At 68.1% G+C, this 18,326-nt stretch carries 5 protein-coding genes; all 5 read right to left on the bottom strand.

Going from position 1 to position 18,326, the window contains the following annotated elements:
- Positions 1-24: 24 nt before the first annotated feature.
- From AC1PLA_RS11235 to AC1PLA_RS11215, 5 genes are read right to left on the bottom strand one after another with little or no spacing between them, the layout of a single operon-like run.
- Positions 25-663, bottom strand: a complete 639-nt coding sequence (locus AC1PLA_RS11235) for a HupE/UreJ family protein (protein ID WP_102251976.1) — start codon at positions 661-663, stop codon at positions 25-27.
- The gene (locus AC1PLA_RS11230) at positions 663-7,121 is read right to left on the bottom strand and encodes a non-ribosomal peptide synthetase/type I polyketide synthase (protein ID WP_349780588.1); all 6,459 of its coding nucleotides are present in this window, start codon (positions 7,119-7,121) and stop codon (positions 663-665) included. The genes AC1PLA_RS11235 and AC1PLA_RS11230 overlap by 1 nt, the downstream gene beginning before the upstream one ends.
- A 60-nt stretch (positions 7,122-7,181) precedes the next feature.
- On the bottom strand, positions 7,182-11,315 hold the full coding sequence (locus tag AC1PLA_RS11225) for a non-ribosomal peptide synthetase (protein ID WP_349780587.1): 4,134 nt from the start codon (positions 11,313-11,315) through the stop codon (positions 7,182-7,184).
- Between the two features lie 37 nt (positions 11,316-11,352).
- Entirely contained in the window at positions 11,353-12,519 is a 1,167-nt protein-coding gene (locus AC1PLA_RS11220; protein WP_349780586.1) for a methyltransferase domain-containing protein, read from the bottom strand.
- Positions 12,520-12,532: 13 nt separating this feature from the next.
- Positions 12,533-18,316 (bottom strand): SDR family NAD(P)-dependent oxidoreductase, encoded by a 5,784-nt coding sequence (locus AC1PLA_RS11215; protein WP_102251972.1) that lies wholly within the window; start codon positions 18,314-18,316, stop codon positions 12,533-12,535.
- Positions 18,317-18,326 lie beyond the last annotated feature (10 nt).

The raw sequence follows: 18,326 nt of genomic DNA, 5'->3' as shown, positions 1-18,326 counted from the left end.
CGCGCCGCCATCGCAGTGAGGCGTTCAGAGCAAATCGACGACGAACACCACGCCGATGATCGCGATGCCCGCGCCGAGCAGACGCAGATAGCGGGTCAGTGACGGACGCGCCATCATGACGTGACCGATCAGCACGCCGAGCAGATGGATCGCTGTGGTACCGACCAGGAATCCGGCTCCGTAGAACACCGGATCGGCGGCGTGCGGCATCTCCAGCCCGTGCGCGTGCCCGTGCAGCGAACCGAACAACGCGGTCACAGCCATGATCAACCAGCGGTAGCGGTTGTCCTTGACCAGCAGGATGGCGACGCCCAGGGTGAGTACCGACGATGCGATTCCGACTTCGGTGGCGGGCCATTGGTAGCCGTAGATGCCGAACACCGCGCCGACGATCATGGCGCAGACGAATACCGCGGGCACCACGAAGATATAGCGTCCGCCGAGCTGGGTGCTGACGATGCCCACGCTCAGCATTGCCAGAAAATGATCCGGTCCGAAGACCGGATGCATCAGGCCGGACATGAAACCTTCCGCCGCGCTCACGGTATGCGCCGCCGCGCTGCCCGGCCAGCACAGCGCAAGAGCGCATGCGAGCGTCAAACCCCATGGCAGCCATGCGGCCGCTCCGGCATCCTGCAAACGAGTGTGGTGTAAATGCAGCATCAGTCCTCCGTCATGGCCAGCATTTCTTCCAGTTCCTGTGGCGACAAGCGATCCACGATCGCCGGATCCAGCTTGGCGGCGACGTACAGAGACATCTGCCGGATCGTAGCAAACTCGAACATCTTATCCAGCGGAAGCTCAAGTCCGAATTCGCTCTTGATCCGCGCGAAGATGCTGGTGGCGGTCAGCGACTTTCCGCCGATGTCGAAGAAGTTGTCGTTGCTGCCGATGTTCTTCGTTCCCAGCACGCCTTCCCAGATCGCCGCGATGTCGGCCTGGATGCGGCCGCGCTGGTCGGTTGTGGCGACGTGCGCGGCGTCGTCGGGCGGCGTCGCCGGTGCGGGTTCCTGTGCGCCATGGTGCCCGGGCGCGAGCGTGGCCGCCGCACCGAGCCGGTTGAAGGCGGACCGTTCGATCCAGTGGCGCGAACGCTGGAACGGATAGCTGGGAAGCGAGACGCGTCGCGGCGTGCATCCGGCATGCAGACCGTTCCAATCCACGTCCACGCCAGCCATCCACAGCGCCGCGACGGCCTGCAGAAAGACCTTGCGCGCATCATTCACGCCATCGCTATCGCCTGCAGCGGCGACACCGCGAATACGCGGCCGCGCGTCCGTCCCCACTGCGTCGAATGCCGCGCAGGCGCCGATCGACAACACAATCGGATCGCCGAGCCGGTCGATCTTCTGCAGCGCCGAATGGAACTGGACCAGGTTGGACGGTTGGCGTTCCCAGTAGCGCCTGTCGTCGGGCGCGCGGCGCTCGCGTTCGTTACCGCTGAGCACCAGCGCGAGTGCGGGCGGCTGCAACGATGCCTGCGCCAGCAATTGCGCGTACGCGGCGTAACCGGTATCGCCGCTCGCGCTTGCGGCGCGCGCCGTCGACAGCACGGCCGACGCCTGTTGATGGCCGATGCCCAGCGAGTGCAAGCGCTGCGACAAAGCCAGGATCCGCTCGGCGGTTCCACTGACGCCGCACCGCTGCGCGCCGTCCACCGATACGATCCGGCAACCGCACCCATCCACCAGGCCCTGCAACGAGTCCGCCGTCGCGTCCACCGTGCAATGCTGCTCCGGTTCCTGCGGCAGCAGCAGGCGCGCTTGCGCATCCACCAGGGCCAGCGCGGTTTCCAGCGAGAACACCGCGGCCAGGCACGCGGCCACGTATTCGCCCAACGCGCGCCCGAGCAGCGCCGCTGGTTTGATGCCAAGGCTCAGCCACAACTGCGCCAGCGCATACTCCGACGCGAACTGCAGGCCCATGCGTTGCCGCGGCGGCAGTGCCTGGATGTGCGCGGCATCGGCGTGCGTGAGCAGCGGTTGCAAGTCGTATGCGGCGATTCCGAGCAGTACCTGCGCGCAGCGATTGAACGCGTCGGCGAATGCGGGTTCCTGCCGATGCAGGCAGGCGATCGCGTCGATGCGTGCGATGCCCTCGCCCGCCAGCACCAACACCACCTGCGGGGTATGGCGATGGTTGAATTCGCGCAACGGCAGCGCGGCTGCATCCAGGGCGCGTACCGCGTCGTCGCTGTCCTCGCACACCAGCGCTAGGCGCCATTCGTGCGCCTTGCGCCCGAGCTGCAGCGTATGGGCGACGTCCTCCAGCACCAGCTGCGTATCGCCGCGGAGCGCCGCGGCCAGCTCGCCCGCCGCTTGCCGGCAGGCGTCGGAGGTGCGCGCCGACAGCACCAGCAGTTCGCTGCGTGCGGTGCGCGCCCTATCGGGCGTTGCGGGCGCGGCCGGCGCTTCCTCGACGATGACGTGCGCATTGGTGCCGCCGACGCCGAATGCACTGACCCCGCCGCGGCGCGGCCCGCTCGCCGGCGCCGGCCAGTCGCGCAGTTCGGTATTGACGAAGAACGGGCTGTCGGCGAAATCGATCTTGCGGCTCGGCACTGCGGCATGCAGGCTCGGCGGGATCTGGCGGTGGCGCAAGGACTGGATCATCTTGATCAGCCCCGCGATCCCGGCCGCCGAGCCGAGGTGGCCGATGTTGGTCTTGATCGAACCCAACGGACAGCGTTCGCCCGAGGCGCGGGGGCCGCCGAACACCGCGCGCAACCCCTCGAACTCGATCGGATCGCCCAGCGCGGTCCCGGTGCCGTGGGCCTCGATCGACTGGATTGCGTCGGGCCCGCAACCGGCCGCCTCCAGCGCATCGGCGATCGCCCGCGCCTGCCCTTGCGCACTTGGCGCGGTGAAGCCGAGCTTGCGTGCGCCGTCGTTGTTGATCGCCGTGGCCTTGATCACCGCCAGCACGTTGTCGCCGTCGGCGATCGCCCGTTTGAGCGGCTTCAACACCACTAGGCCCACACCGCTGCCGAACACGCACCCCTTGGCGTCGTCGGCGAAGGCGCGGCAGTAGCCGTCGGGCGAGGTGATGTGTCCACTCACGTAGGAGTAGCCCGACGGGCTGACCGTGTTGGCGATGGTCACACCGCCCGCGATCGCGATCTCGCAGTCACGCGAGCGGGTCAGGCTGTGGCAGGCTGCGTGCACGGCGACCAGCGAGGTCGAACACGCGGTGTTGATGCCGAGGCTGGGTCCGGTGAGGCCAAGCTTGTACGACAGCAGCGTGGCCGCGTAATCGGCCTCGTTGAGGCTGAGCATGCCGATCACGTCGGCGTTCCTGGCCAGTTCGAGATTGCCAATCAGGTGCTCGTACAGATAGAAATTGGTGCCCTTGCCGACGAACGCGCCGATCCGGGCGCCGCCGCGTTCGTCCGCGTAGCCAGCGTCGTCGAGCGCCGCGGTCGCGCATTCGAGCAACAGGCGCTGTTGCGGATCCATGATCGCCGCATCGGCCGGGGTGAGGTCGAAGTAACCGGCGTCGAACCGGTCGATGCCGGCCAGCACCACTCCGGCCTTGACGTAATCGGGCGCGGCCAGTTGCAGCGGGTCGACGCCCGCGGCGAGCAAGGCCGCGTCGCTGAACTGGCGCACCGCGCAATGTCCCGCGGTCAGGTTGGTCCACAGTGCGTGGACGTTATCGGCATCGGGAAAGCGCCCGGCCATGCCGATCACGGCCACGGCGTCGTCGTGCCCGTCCGGTGGTGCCTTCGCCGCCGCAGCGGCATTGTGCTGGCGTCTGCCCGCACCGTCCTGGCCGTCCAGGTGCCGTGCCAGCGACTCGATGGTCGTGTATTGCAGCAGCGCGTTGATCGACAATGGCTGCTCGCGGCCGAGGTTGAGTTGGTTCATCACCTCCACCAGGCTCAACGAGTCGCCGCCGACATCGAAGAAATTCGCGCGGATGTGCAACAGCTCCTTGCCCAGCACCCGACACCATACGCTCCAGATGCGGTGTTCAGTTTGCGAGCGTGGCAAGGTGACCGTGTCCGCGGCGACGCGCTCGCCGTCCGACGGCACCGGCAGGCTGTCGAGCAGCACTTTGCCGTTCCCGCTCAGCGGCAGGCCGTCCAGGGCAAGGATGCGCGCCGGCACCATGTAATCGGGCAGACGTTCGCTCAGATGGGTGCGCAGGGCGCTTTCGTCCAGCGCCGCGCCTGCGCTCGCCGGCACCGCGTACGCGACCAGGCGGCTGTTCGACCCCTCGCCGAGTACGCGTACCGCCGCTTCGCGCACCGTCGCGTGCGCAGCTAGGACCGACGAGATCTCGCCGAGTTCGACCCGGTTGCCGCGCACCTTGACCTGCAGATCGTCGCGGCCGAGAAACTCGATCACGCCGTCGTTGCGGTAGCGGCCCTTGTCGCCGGTGCGATACAGCCGCTCGCCGCTGTCGGGATGGACCAGGAAGCCGAGGCTGGTCTTGTGTTCGTCCTTCCAATACCCCTGCGCCAGGCCGCTGCCGCCGATGTACAGGTCGCCGGCGACCCAATCGGGTACCGCACGCAACCCGGCGTCGAGGACGTGGAAGGTCTGGTTCGGCAGCGGTATCCCGTAAGGGATGCTCGACCAGCCTGGATCCACCGCGCCTATCGGAAAGTGGATCGACCAGATCGCGCATTCGGTCGCGCCGCCGAGGCTGACGATGTCGAGATCGCCGGCGATCGCGCGCAGGCGATCGGGCAGCTTCACCGGGATCCAGTCGCCGCTCAGCAAGGCCAGGCGTAGCGAGGGTATCGCGCCGTCGACGATGGACTGCGCGAAATCCACCAGCATGTTCATCAGCTGCGGCGCCGAATTCCATACCGTGACCGACTCGCGCCGGATCAAGGTGTGCCAATGGCCGGGATCGCGTCCCAGCGATGGCTCCGGCACGACCAGCGTGGCGCCGGCCGCGAGCGTGCCGAACAGGTCGTAGACCGACAGGTCGAAGCCGAGGTCGGACACCGCCAGCACCTTGTCGCTCGCTTCCAGCGCGAAGATCCGGTTGATGTGCGCGACCGTGTTGACGGCGGCGCGATGATCGATGACCACGCCCTTGGGCCGGCCGGTGGAACCGGAGGTGAAAATGACGTAGGCCAGGTCCGCCGGCGACTGGCGCCGTGGCGGCGCCTGGGTGAGCGCGGCGCGATCCGGGTCGATGCGCACGTCCACGCGCACGATGCCGCAGGCGAACCCGTCGTCGGGGCATCCCGGCAATGCGAGCACGATCCTGGCCTCGCTTTCAGCCAGTACCTGGTCGCGGCGCAGCGCGGGCCAGCGCGCATCGACCGGAAGATAGGCCGAGCCGGCAAGCATGACCGCCATGACCGCGACCACCTGCTCGGGCCCACGCGCGCCGCAGATGCCGATCAGTTGCCCGGGGGCGGCCCCTGACTGGATCAGTTGCGATGCCAGCGTCGCGCTGTTGGCGAGCAGGCTGCCATAGCTCAGTGCGCGGCCGCCGCATCGCACCGCCAACCGGCCTGGATCGCGCAAGGCCTCGGCCACGAACGGCTCGTGCAGGCAGTGATCCGGGGTTGCCGCCGCGGTGGCGTTCGCGCGCGCGCGGGTGGCCGCCTGCGCGGCAGGCAGCGGCACGGGATCGGTGCTGTCCCAGGCCGCGTCATCCGCGGCCAGGGTGTCCAGCAGCGTGGCGTAGGCGGCGAACATCGCGTCGAGCACGCCCGCCTGGAACAGCGCATCGGATGCGTCCCAGTTCACCAGCAGCTCGCCGCCGATATCGAACACCTGGCAATCCAGCGACACCTGCGGGGTCTGCGAAATGCCGTAGACCATCGGGCCGAAGGCATTGAACGCGTTGCTGCTCTCGGCGCGGCTGCCGTCCAGCATCAGAGTGCTGGTGAACACGATCGGGAACGACGCGTCGAGCGCGGCGTCCTTGCCGCGGTTGAGTTCGCGGATGACGTCCACCGCGTTGAACTGGCGGTGCTCCATGTCGCGCAGGCATTGCGCCTGGACCCGGCCGACACGGTCGCGAAAGCTGCCGCCGCGCGAGGCGTCGATTTCGACCAGCATCAAGGTGGTGAAGTCGCCGACGATGGCGTTCGCCTGCTCATGCAGCGGCAAGCGGTTGAACAAGGTGAGATTCACGCAGAATCGCGGGGTCCCGCTCCAGCGCGCCAGCACGTCGGAGAACGCCGCCAGCAGCAGGTTCGATGCGGTGATGCCCTGCGCGCGCGCGCGCGCCCTGAGCTGGGTCCATTGCGACGGCGCCAGCTTCAGCGTGCGCCGCGTCAACGCATAACGCGTGTCGGGCCTGGCCTTGGACTGCGGCAACGTCGCCGGCCCTGGCAGGGTGTCCAGCCTGTCCAGCCAGTAGCGGCGTGCGCGCTGGTAGGACGGCAGCGCGCGGCAGCGCTCCTCCGCCAGCACGTAGTCTCTGAAAGTCAGCTGCAACGGGTGCGGGGAAAAGTCCGGATCGGCGTAGAACCGTGCCCATTCGCGCAGAATGATCATCATGCTCCACGCATCGATGGTCAAAAAATCCCAGCCCATGCACAGATGCCAGGCATCGCCCGGCAAGCGGATCAATCGGATCACGTACAGCGGCCAGCGGTCGCTGGGAAGGACCAGCTCGGACATCTCCTTGCGAATGCCGGCCAGCGCTTGCGCCGTGCCGGTGTCGTCCAGCCCGGACAGGTCGTGCACCTGGATCTGGTACGGATCGACCCGCGGCAGTACCCGCTGGCGCCCGTCCGCGTCGACGATCGCACGCAACATGCCATGGCGGGCGATCACGTGGCGCAACGCCGCGCTCAGGCGCGCCGGGTCGAGGGCGTCACGGCACGCGAATTCCATGTAGACGTGGGTGGACGTCCCGCCCAGTGCGAGACTGCCGTTGCGACCGAACCAGTACGCATGCTGGACCGGATTCAGCGCAAACGGTTGGTCGGCATCTTCGATCGCCGCGACGGCCTGCGGGTAGTTCTCCGCTGGCGCGAGCGCGGACTGCGCCTGCAGATGACCGATGAGCGCATCCTTGTGTTCGCCCAGGGCGTGCTGCAGCTCGCGGGTCATCACCCCAGGCGCGGCATGCACATGTAACTTGCCGTCGCGCAGCTCGATCCGCACCTGCTTCTCGGCCAGAATTGCCAACAGCTGCTGCATCGACTCGCTCCTCATTGTCCCGGCGCGGACCCGCGTCCGCGCCCCGCGACGCCATGTCGCCTAGCCATGCATCAGCTCCAGGTACTGCGCGATCGTCGCGTCCTCGAACAGACTGTAGTGGGTGCCCGGAACGCGCAGGCAGACGACCTTGCCGGAGACATGCTGCGACCATCCCCAGTCGGCACGATCGTACGCCGGGTGGCCGGCGAATTCCGCAACGACATCCTGTTCGACGCGGACCACCACGACATCGGCCTGCACCGCACCGGGCGAGTAATCCGCCGCGGCCGCGACCTGGTCGCGGAACACCGTGTAGACCGCGGCCAGCGACGTATCGTAAGACAGCTCCAGCACCTGCGAGGCCTTGCGCAATTGCGTGTCAGCATCCAGGCCGGCGAAGGACGACGGCGCCAGACGCTCGACCGGCAGTCCCAGTCCCAGGTCCTGCAGGAACCACGCCAGCAGTTGCTGCGGATCCGGTTCGGCGCGGGGCCACGGCGCGGGGCCGTCCAGCAGCACGAGCGAACTGAGCTGCTCTCCGGCAGCTTGCAGTTGTGCGGCGATTTCGAACGCGAGCACTGCGCCGGTCGACCAGCCGCCTATCGCGTACGGCCCGACCGGCTGGGCACTGCGTATCGCCTGCACATGCCGCTGCGCCAGCGCGGGAATGCTGCGGCGCACAGACGCCAGCGCCGGATCGGCGCCGACCTGCAGGCCATACAACGGACGCTGCAGGTACCGGCCGAGCGCTGCGTACGCCATCACCGAGCCGCCGGCCGGATGCACCAGGAACAAGCCGGTCCCGCGCCGCTCATCGTTGAGACGCACCGCGGCCTGCCCCTGCACGGACGGCGCACCGCCGGACTTCACCCGCGCCGCCAGCGCACGCACCGTGCGCGCGATCCAGAAATCGCTCAGTGTGTAGGTCTGCCCGAACGCCTGCTTGATCGCGGCGAAGATCCGGATCGCATCGAACGACTGCCCGCCGACCTCGAAGAAATCGTCGGTGACGCCGAGCGAATCGAGCGCGAGCACGCGCTGCCAGATGTCGCGGATCTGCCGCTCGATCTCGTCCGCGGCGGGCACATGCGCGCGCGGCGTCACCGCCGCCGGGTCTACCTCCAACGCGGTCCGCGCCAGCGCGTCGCGATCGGTCTTGCCATTGGCCGTTACCGGCAGGCGAGGCAGGATCCGCCACACGCCCGGGACCATGTACGCGGGCAACTTGCTGCGCAGGAAGGCCTCGCAATCGGCCGCGCGCAGGCCGTCGAGACCGGCGACGTGGCCGATCAGTATCCGGTGTGCGTTCGCTGTCGTTCCCACCGTCACCACCGCGTCGGCGATGTCGGGATGTTCGCCAAGCACCGCCTCGATCTCGGCCGGCTCGATGCGATGGCCTTGCAGTTTGATTTGCGAATCGATCCGTCCCATCCATTGGATGCAGTCGCCATCGAGATAACGCCCCAGGTCGCCGGTGCGGTACCAGCGTTGCCCGGTCGCGGCATCGATCACGAAGCTGCGCGCGGTCTTCTCCGGTTCGTTGAGGTAGCCGCGGGCCAGGCCGTGCCCGCCGATCAGCAGCTCGCCGCGCACCCAGCGCGGGCACGGCCGGCCATGACGGCCAAGCACGCGCCAGGACTGCCCGTCCATGGCGTAGCCGTAAGGAATGCTGGGCCAGGTCGGATCGACCGCCGCGATCGGATAGAAAATCGACCAGATCGACGCTTCGGTGGCGCCACCCAGACTGACCACGCTGGCATTGGGTGCGATCGCACGCACCGCGTCGGGCAGTTCCAGCGGGATCTTGTCGCCGCTGAGCATGACCAGGCGTAGATCCGGCAACGACACCGCACGCCTTTGCGCGGCCTCCACAAGCAGACGCATCAGCGCCGGTACCGAGTTCCATACCGTGACCCGCTCGCGTTGGAGCAGGTCGAGCCAATGATGCGGATCCAGGGTCGCGTCCGGATTCGGATAGACCACGCAGGCGCCGGCAGCGAGCGCACCGAACAGGTCGTACACGGAAAGATCGAAGCCGAACGAGGACACCCCGAAGAGACGGTCGTGCGCGGTCACGCCGAAGCGCCGGTTGACCTCGTCGATCGTGTTCATGGCCGCGGCGTGCTCGATCATCACCCCCTTGGGCCGGCCGGTGGTGCCGGACGTATAGATCACATAGGCAAGATCGTCGCCGCGCACCTGCGCCGGGTCGGCCGTGTCGTGCACGGGCTGCGCCGTCGGCGCGAACTCAGCGATCGCCAACGGCGTCACGCCCGCCGGCCACGCGGCGGCAGCGTCGTGTTCTGCCTGGATCAACACCACGCCGCAACCGCAGTCCTGCAGCATGTAGCCGACCCGCTCGGCCGGCAGCGCGGGGTCGATCGGCACGTAGGCCGCACCGACCCGCGCCACCGCCAGCGCGCAGGCCATCAGCTCGCGGCCGCGGTCCATCATGATCGCCACGATTGCGCCGCGGCCGACGCCCCGCGCGCGCAGTTGCGCGGCGCAGGCCGCACTCCATGCGTCCAGCTCGGCGTAATCGACGGTGCCGTGGCGATCGACCACGGCCGCCGCGGCGCCGCCGTCGCGGGCGTTGCGCGCCAGGCCATCGTGCAGGCGCGCGTGCGGATCCCAGTCGGACGGCGAGGAAGCCGTCGCTCCGGCATCGACGCACGCATGCGCAAACTCCACCTGCCGCCGGTCCCAGGCCGCGGCCACCGCCGCAAGTTCGTGTATCCAGCCTTCGAACGCCGCCCACATCGCGTCGATGAAACCAGGCGGGAAGCACTCCTCGATCAAATCCCAGACCGCATACAGGCTGCCGTCTTCCAGCTCGAAGAACTGGTGGTCCAGCACCGTCTGCGAGGTTTCCAGCACCTGAAAATCCGGCTTGCGATAAGCGCGCATCGCCAGCCCGCTGCCGACCACGAACGGGCTGGGCGCGCTGCCGAACGAACCGCGGATGCGGTTGAGTTCCTGCAGCACCTGCATGCCGCCGATCTGCAGGTGCTTGAGATCCTCGAGCACTTGCTGCTGGATGCGCCGGGCGTTGTCGGCGAAGCTCAGGCTTGGGTCGAGCGCGATCTCCAGCGGGTACAGCGAGGCGAAGTTGCCGAGCATGCCCAGCAGATCCGCGTGCACGCTCGGAAAACGCCGCGTCACCATCTGGCTGAGGATGAAGCGATCGCTGTTGCTCCACTCGGCCAGCACATAGGCGTACGCGGCGACGACCGCGTTGGACGGGGTCAGGCCGTACGTTGCCGCCGCGTCCTTGAACGCTGTCCATTGCGCCGCGGGCAGCAGCATCGAACGGCGCTCCAGGTGCGAGCGCCGCCGTCGCGTCGCGGCGACCTGGGACAGCGCCGGCGGCGCGGGAAGACCGGCCAGGCGATCGAACCAGTACGCGCGCGCCACCTCGCCCTCATGCGATCGCGCAAGGTTTTCCAGCGCGAGCACCGCGTCGCGATACGACAGCTGCAGTGACGCGCGGTCCGGAGCGCCGCGATAACAGGCTTCGACTTCCTCGAGCAACTTCGAGGTTCCGAAGCCATCGACGAAAAAACTGTTGTGGTTGTAGTGAACGCGCGAGGTCCGCACCCCGTCCTGGTCCCAGGTGCTGATACGCAGGTCGAACCACGGCCATCGGTCCAGCGGCAGTTCGCTGCGTGCCATCTGTGCACGCACGCGTGCCAGGTGCGCCTGCACGTGCTCGGCGGGCTGGCCGGTCAGGTCGTCTTCGACGAACGCGACGGGTTCGAACTCGGCGAGCATCTGCAGTTCGATCGAGCTGTTGACGACGCACAATTCACGCCGGTGGCGGCGCAAGGCACGGTTCCAGGCACCAGTGTACGCAGCGACGTCGAGCTCCTGGTAGTTGGTTTCCATGTAGGCGTGCGGCCGCACGTGGTACTCCATGTACGGGTCGTCGGCCAGGTAGAAGCCCAGTTGCAAATCCGACAGCGCGAACGGCGCGGAATCGTTGCCGATGTCTGCCTGCGCCGTGACGGCGATCGCCTGAGCGCCGCGGTTGGAGTTCAGCGCCGCCACCAGCGCCGGCTTGTGCTGCATCAGCCGCCGGCGCAATTCGTCGCTGAGCGCACCCTTGGGCGCGCTCAGCGTGAGCTGCCCGCCTTCGGCAGACACACGGATGCCGAGCGAAGACAGTTCTTCCAGCAATGTGCTCAGATCGCTCATCGTTGTTCCGTCCGTGGCCTGTGGCGCGGGTCAGCCCCTACGCGCGGCAAGCGGCGACGATGCCTCCCATCGGCCAGCGGTGGTGGTGATGCGGGTCGGGCACGACCTGCAGCGCCTGTAGACCAGCCTGCTCCAGCGCGGAGCGCCATTCGGGCAGGCTCATGAAACCGCGGTTGATCCGGCTTCCGCGCCCAAGCCGCGCTTTGTTATAGCTGTGGAAAGTGATCGGGAAGATTTCGATGAACAGGAAATCCCGCGCGGGCTGGCGGAAATTCTCGATCATCGCCAGCCAGCCGTCGGCGCTGAGCAGCGTTCCGAGCCATTGCAGCGTCGCCACGACGTCGACGACGTCGTGGGCGACATCGTCGAGTATCACCAGGTCGACCGATCCGGCCGCCGGTGACTGCGTGCAGCTGCCCGCGTCCAGGTCCAGCACCTGGAACTCCATGCGGGCGAATAGCGCCGGCGGCGCGTTCCGGCGAAACCAGTCCTTGCTCCATTCGATCAGGAACGGATTGATGTCGGTGTAGACGTATCGCTCCAGCGCATCGACCGCCGCGATGAAGCCGGGAAGTTCCAGGGCCGTGCGCAGCACCGAACCAACGCCGGCGCCGCACTCCAGCACGGTGATGCCGGAGCGTTGCCGGCGCATGCGCTCGATCAACAGTTCCGCGCCCAGCTGGCGCTCGACCCGGCGCTGCGGCAGGTGCAGGGTCAGCCGCTCCCACAGCGCCTGCATGCGCTGGAACCCCAGGGTATCGCGCAGGATCGTGATGCCGTCGGCGCCGGCCAGCAGGTCCGCGGCGCGGCGCTCGAATACCCCCAGCAATTCGCGCGCGTCGGCCAGCTCCGGCCGGGTCGACACCAGCGCGTCGGCGCTCTGGCGCTCGGCGGCGGCGACCGTCAGCGTACTTGAGGCGCGCACCCTGCCCTGCTCGTCCAGCGTCAGCCGTCCTTCGTCCAACAGATAATCGAGCAAGGCCTTGCGCACGCCGTGGCCGGCGACCGCCGCGGGTTGCGCCGCCGCGTCGTCGGCGACGGAAGGTCCCAGGAATGTCTCGGCGTGCACGTCGTCGGTGCCGACAAGCGCGGCGGCGAACATGCCGCGCGCGGTGTGATCCACCAGCATCCGGATGCCGTCGAGCCCGGCGTCCAGGGCCGGGCCGTAAAGGTGTGAATCGTCGATGCACGGGCGCAAGTCCATTCGGTGGTCCGGCTCAAAAAACGAAGGTTTCGGACTGCGCCGCATCCTGCGGCTGCCCGGGCGACACCAGCCGTTGCATCAGCATTTGTTCGTAGATCGCATCGGCGATCGTGGACGTCTTCTCGCCCAGCAATTGCTGGGTAGGCACGTCGATGCCGAAGCGCTGGCGCAGGGCGTTGCGCAGGTTGATCGAGGACAGCGAATCCATCCCGTACTCGGTCAGCAGCACTTCGGCGAAAGGCTGCGAATCGTTGGCGAACACGGCTTCGTCGACTTCCAGCACTTCCGCCGCGGTCGCCTGTAGCCGTGCCAGGATCTGCTCCATCTGGCTTTGCCTGTCACCGATGGCGGAAATGGCGTGTGCCGCGTCCGCGGACGCGACCTCGCGCTTGGCGGAGGGTTCGACCGCGCGTGTCGCTGTGCTCGCGGGTGTGGAGACGGGCCGCAGCCAGATGCCGTCGCTTTCGGCGAACACCACCTGGTGCGAGTGCGCATGCGCGGATGCGGCGGGAAAGCAGACCATGCGAAAGCCCGCCTGCGCTAACAGCGCGGCCCAGGTCGGCGGCGACAGCGCCGGTCCGCCCGGCAGGCGCAGCCAGGAATCGGTGAAGCGCCACCAGCCCTCCAGCAAACCGTAGGTCACGTGGGTGTAGACCGGATTTTGGGTCAGCTCTTGCACCAGCAGCGCTCCGTCGCGCTTGAGCAACACCTTACAGTGGGCCAGCGCGCGTTCGATATCCTGGGTCGCATGCAGGACGTTGGCGGCGATGACGACGTCGTACCTGCCTGGCTCCAGGCCTTGTGCCTGCGGATCGCGCTCGACGTCGAACGTGCGGTAGTCGACATAGCCCGGCAGGCTCAGCGCGGCCTTGCGATCGGAGGCGAGGAACGCGGCGGAGAGATCGGTGAATGCGTATTCGTCGATCGCATCGGGTTGTGCGCGCAGCGCGTCGATCACACGGCGCGTCGTGGCACCGCGCCCGGCGCCGACTTCGAGGATGCGGATCCTGGCGCCGGGCTGATGCCGACGCAGGCGTGCGACGCGCTCGGCGACGATGTCGGCGATCACCACGCTGCAATGGCGCAGCGCCGGATCGTTGAAGTAGCTGTCCGCCGCCGCGATCGACGTGCGCTCGGAGAACGCGACGTCGACCGCCGAACGGCGGCCTGTCAGGACCTCCGCGAGCGCCTCCAGCATGGTCTGCGCATACGCGCGCAGCGCGATGTTTCCGCGCGCTTCCCGTAATCGCGCCCAGGCCTGCGCGGGCGCGCTGTCGACGGCCGTCGCGGCATATACGCCGTCGTGGCTGCGTTGCAGGTAACCATGCCGGACCAGTTCGTCCAGCGAGCGTTCGAACCATGGACGGTAGGCATCGAGAATGCGGGCGTCGCAACGGATGGTCTCCGCGGCGCGCGGTGCAGCGAAATCGCACAGTGCGCGCAACTGCGACCACAGCACCGCGACGATCGCTTGCTCCAGCGCCGCATCCTCGGCAATCAGCGCGTCCGCACCGGCCAGTGGCGTTTCCGCCTGCGGCGCGGTGGCGTCCGCTACGAGCGAACGCGGCTGGATCTCTAGGCGGTGGTCCTGGTCGACACCGATCGCCGCCAGACCGGCACGATCCTGTACCCGCAGGTAGCCGTACTGCATCAATGGCGCGTTCAACATGCGCAAGGCGGCATTGACCGCTTCGGGCGCCTGGATCGCCGCGATGCCGGCCTTGGCCATGCGCGTGCGGTGGTATTCGGACGCGACCGCGCCCACCTCGCCCCAATACCCCCAGTTCACCACGCGCACGCGGCAGCGCGCCGCCGCGCCCCAGGCCAGCGCGAACGCGTCTTCGAAACAACTCGCGGCGGCGTAGTTGCTTTGCCCCGGCAAGGTCGCGAACGCGTTCATGCTGGAAAAGAACAGGGCAAAACGCAGGCGGTCGGGATCCAATACCTGGGCCAGGCGCACGCAGCCGGCGACCTTGGGCGCGAGCACCTCGCGCAGTTCGTCGGCGGACAGGCGCTCCACCGAGCGGTCGGCCAGCGTCATGGCCGCGTGGATCAGGCCATCGATCTTGCCGAAACGCGCCTGGATCGCGTCGCGCGCGCGTTCCAGGCTTGCGCGGTCGGCGGCATCGCCCTGGATGTAGTGCACGCGCGGCCCCAGCGAGGCGAGCGCGTCGATGCCGGCCTGGATCGCGGCTTGCGGCCGCCGTCCCATCCACACCAGCTGGAGATCGGGCGTGCGCTGCAGCAGCGCACGGCTGAAGGCCTGGCCGAGGCCGCCGGCGCCGCCGATGATCAGACAGACCGATTCCGCCGCGACGATGTATTCGTCCTGCGGCGGGTCGGTGACCACGCAGGCGCGGCGTTCGTACCAGCCATGGTTGCGATACGCCAGCACCGGGCCGCGTTCGAAATCCGCGCGGGTCAACGCGTGCAGCGGTAGCGACGCGTCCGCCGGCACGTCGATGAGCCGCGCGCGCCAGTTCGGGTACTCGCGCGCGATGCTGCCGATCATGCCTTGCAGGCCGGCATGCACCGGATCGATCCGGGCGGCGCTGGCTGGCGCGGGTGTCGATCGGGTCAGCGTCAGCCAGTCGATGCAACGGTGGCCGTAGCCTGCGGCCAGCAAGGCCTGCGCAAGCGTGAGGCAGCGGAACACGCCGCGCGTCTGCGCGTCGAGCATCGCGTCATCGGTCAATGCGAGCGCGTCGTCGTCGACCAGCCACAGCAGCCGGCGGATGTCGCTGCGTTCGGCGATCGCGCGCCGCAAGCGTTGTGCGTCGTCGATTACCTCCGCGGACAGGAAGCGAATGCCAGCATCGCAATCGGCAAGAGCGGCACGGGCCTGGGTCGTGCCGCCTATCACCAACATCACGCCGTCGCTCGCGACCCGATCGCCGCCGGAATCCACCGGTATCCACGCCGGCGCCACGAACAGGCCTTGCGATGCCATGTCGGCCGCATCGGCCGGCACGGTCGATGCGATCTCGTCGTGCACCAGCAGCCGCTCCTGCGCCGCGGGGTGAAACGCGAAGTCGCTGAAGCGCACGCACAGCGTGCCGTCGTCGTCGCACAGATCGATATCGAACGCCGTATGAGCGCCGCTGACGGCGGCCGTGGCATCCCAGCGCACCACCGCCCAGGCCGCAGCCGTACTGGCATGCAACACCTGCACGTGCCGGCAACGCGAAGGCCGCGCGCCCGGCGCCAGTCGCCAGGCGGTGCGCGCATCGAGATGGCAGGCGATGACGCTCTGCAGGGCACCATCGAGTATTCCCGGATCCAGGGCGAGCCCCGCGCTCGGCGTGCCGGTGAGCGCGAGCCGCGCCACGGCTTCGCCGTCTCCGAGCTGCACTTCGCGGATGGTGCGATGGCTGGATCCGTAGTCGAAACCGATGTGCGAGAACGCTTCATAGCACTGCGCCGACGCATGGGTCGCATGCCGGCAACGCGCGCGGACCGCGGCGATGTCCACCTGTGGGCGATCGACCGCCGCCTCGCGCGCGATCGTGCCGCTGGCGTAGACGACGTCCGGTGCCTGGCGCTCGCCATGGGCGCCGACTTCGAAGCGTATTGGTGCAGATGCATCGCCATGCAGCCACACCGACAACGACGCCGCACCGGCAGGCGCGAACGGCGCCAGCCACCGCACTTGGTCGAATCGGATCGAGCGCGGTGCGGCCGATGGCTGGTCCGCTCCCGCACGCTCCGGCGCTGCGTACTCGAGCGCCGCCCGGACCAGTTCCAGATAGGCCACGGCCGGCAACAGCCGCGCGCCATCGATGATGTGATCGGTCAGATAGGTCTCGTCGCCGTCCAGGGCAAGATCCAGCCGCCGCAGCAACACCTGCTCGCCCGACAGACGCAAGCCGCCGGATTTGGCCGCGGTGCCCGCTGGGTAAGTCGATTGCGGCAATGGAAACCGGCGCATCTCGAAGGCGTAGGTCGGCAGGCTGCAACGGTGCGGCGCATGCGCGCCGAAGACGGTGCTCCAGTCGATGGCCTCGCCCTGGACCCAGCGTCGCACCAGCTGCGTGGCGACCTGCGCGGACACCAGCGCGCTTTCGAGCACGGCTTGCGCCGGTACGTCGCCGCCGGCGGGTGGCCGGTGCAGATCGACGTGACCGTGGTGCACCTGCTCCGGTGCTATGTCTTCGCCGAGCGCGCGCAGGCATCCGGTTAACGCCTGGTGCGAATCGGCGACGAAGCCCAGGCGGTGGGCCATGGCTTCGCGTCCGCAGGCCAGGGTGTGGCTGATGTCGAGCAATGCGTTCGCGCCGGCCGGCTTGTCCTCGACCGCCTTCAGCAGCGCGGCGATCTGAGCCTGCAAGGCTTGCGCACTGCGCGCCGACAGCAGCACAGGGAAACACCGCGCCGATGTCGGCGCGCGCGGCGGCGCGCAATACTCTTCGACCAGCGCATGGGCGTTGACTCCGCCGAAGCCGAACGAACTCACGCCGGCGCTGCGCGGCGCCGGTGCACCGTCGCGTTGCGGCGCCTGCCACGGCTGCGACTGTTCGACCACGTAGAACGGGCTGCCGTCGGTCACCACGTAGGGATTGCGCGGCTGGCTGTGCAGGGTCGGTGCCAGGGTCCGATGTCTGAGCTGCAGCAATACCTTGATCAGACCGGCGATGCCCGCGGCGATCTCCAGGTGGCCGATGTTTGCTTTCACCGATCCCAGCGCGCAATACCCCGTCTGCGGCACGACACCGTAGCGATCGCTCAGCCGGTCGAACGCCGACTTCAGCGCTTCGACCTCGATCGGGTCGCCGAGTGGGGTTCCGGTGCCATGGCATTCGATGTAGCCGATGCTGTGAGGATCGGCATCGACCAGGGAATACGCGCGATAGATCAGGTCGGCCTGCGCACGCGGGTTCGGCGCGGTCAACGAGCGCGCCGCGCCGCCGTGGTTCTCGACGGTGGAACGGATCACACCGTGGATATGGTCGCGATCGCGTACCGCCAGCGAAAGCCGCTTGAGCAGGAACAGGCCGATGCCCTCGCTGCGTACGTAGCCGTTGGCCTCGCTAGAGAAGGTTTTGCAGCGCGCATCCGGGCTCAGCATGCCGGCGCGTGCGTAGCTGCCATAGAGGTACGGCGTCAACATCAGGTGGGCAGCTCCGGCCAGTGCCAGCTCGCACTCGCCGCTCTGGATCGCGCGCACCGCGCGATGCAGCGCCACCAGCGAACTCGAACACGCCGTATCGATGGCCTCGTTGGGGCCACGGAAATCCAGGTGATGGCTGATCCGGTTGGAGGTGACCGACGACAGCAGGCCGGTCGAGGTATATCCCTCCGCCGGGCGATCGGCGCGGGCGATGACGCGGACGTAATCGTGCACCTGCAGGCCGATAAATACGCCGGTATCGCTGCCGGCCAGCGAACGCGGCGCGTAGCCGGCGTCCTCGATCGCGCGCCATGCGTGCATCAGCAGCAGGCGCTGGTGCGGATCCATGGTCGCGGCTTCGCGAGGAGAGATGTTGAAGAATAGAGGGTCGAATTCGTCGATGCCGCTGATGAATCCGCCCTTGCGCATTTCGATGCCGAGTTCTTCGGAGTCGCCGCGCACCGATTCCCACTCGAAGCGGCCCGGTGGCACCGTGGTGATGCAGTCCCTGCCCTGGATCAGATTGCTCCAGAATTCATCCAGGTCCGCGGCCAGCGGCAGCGCGGCGCTGACGCCGATGATTGCGATCGGCTCGCCCGCGGCCTGCACCTCGCGCTCCTCGCGGCCGCCCCGTGCCGACGGATCCTTCCAATAACGGCTGATCCATCGCGGCATCTGGTACGAGCCCATCGAGGTTCTC

The sequence above is a fragment of the Xanthomonas sp. NCPPB 1826 genome (assembly GCF_056725285.1).
Note: the sequence above shows the minus strand (reverse complement) of the source record. Positions and strands in the feature narration are given on the sequence as shown.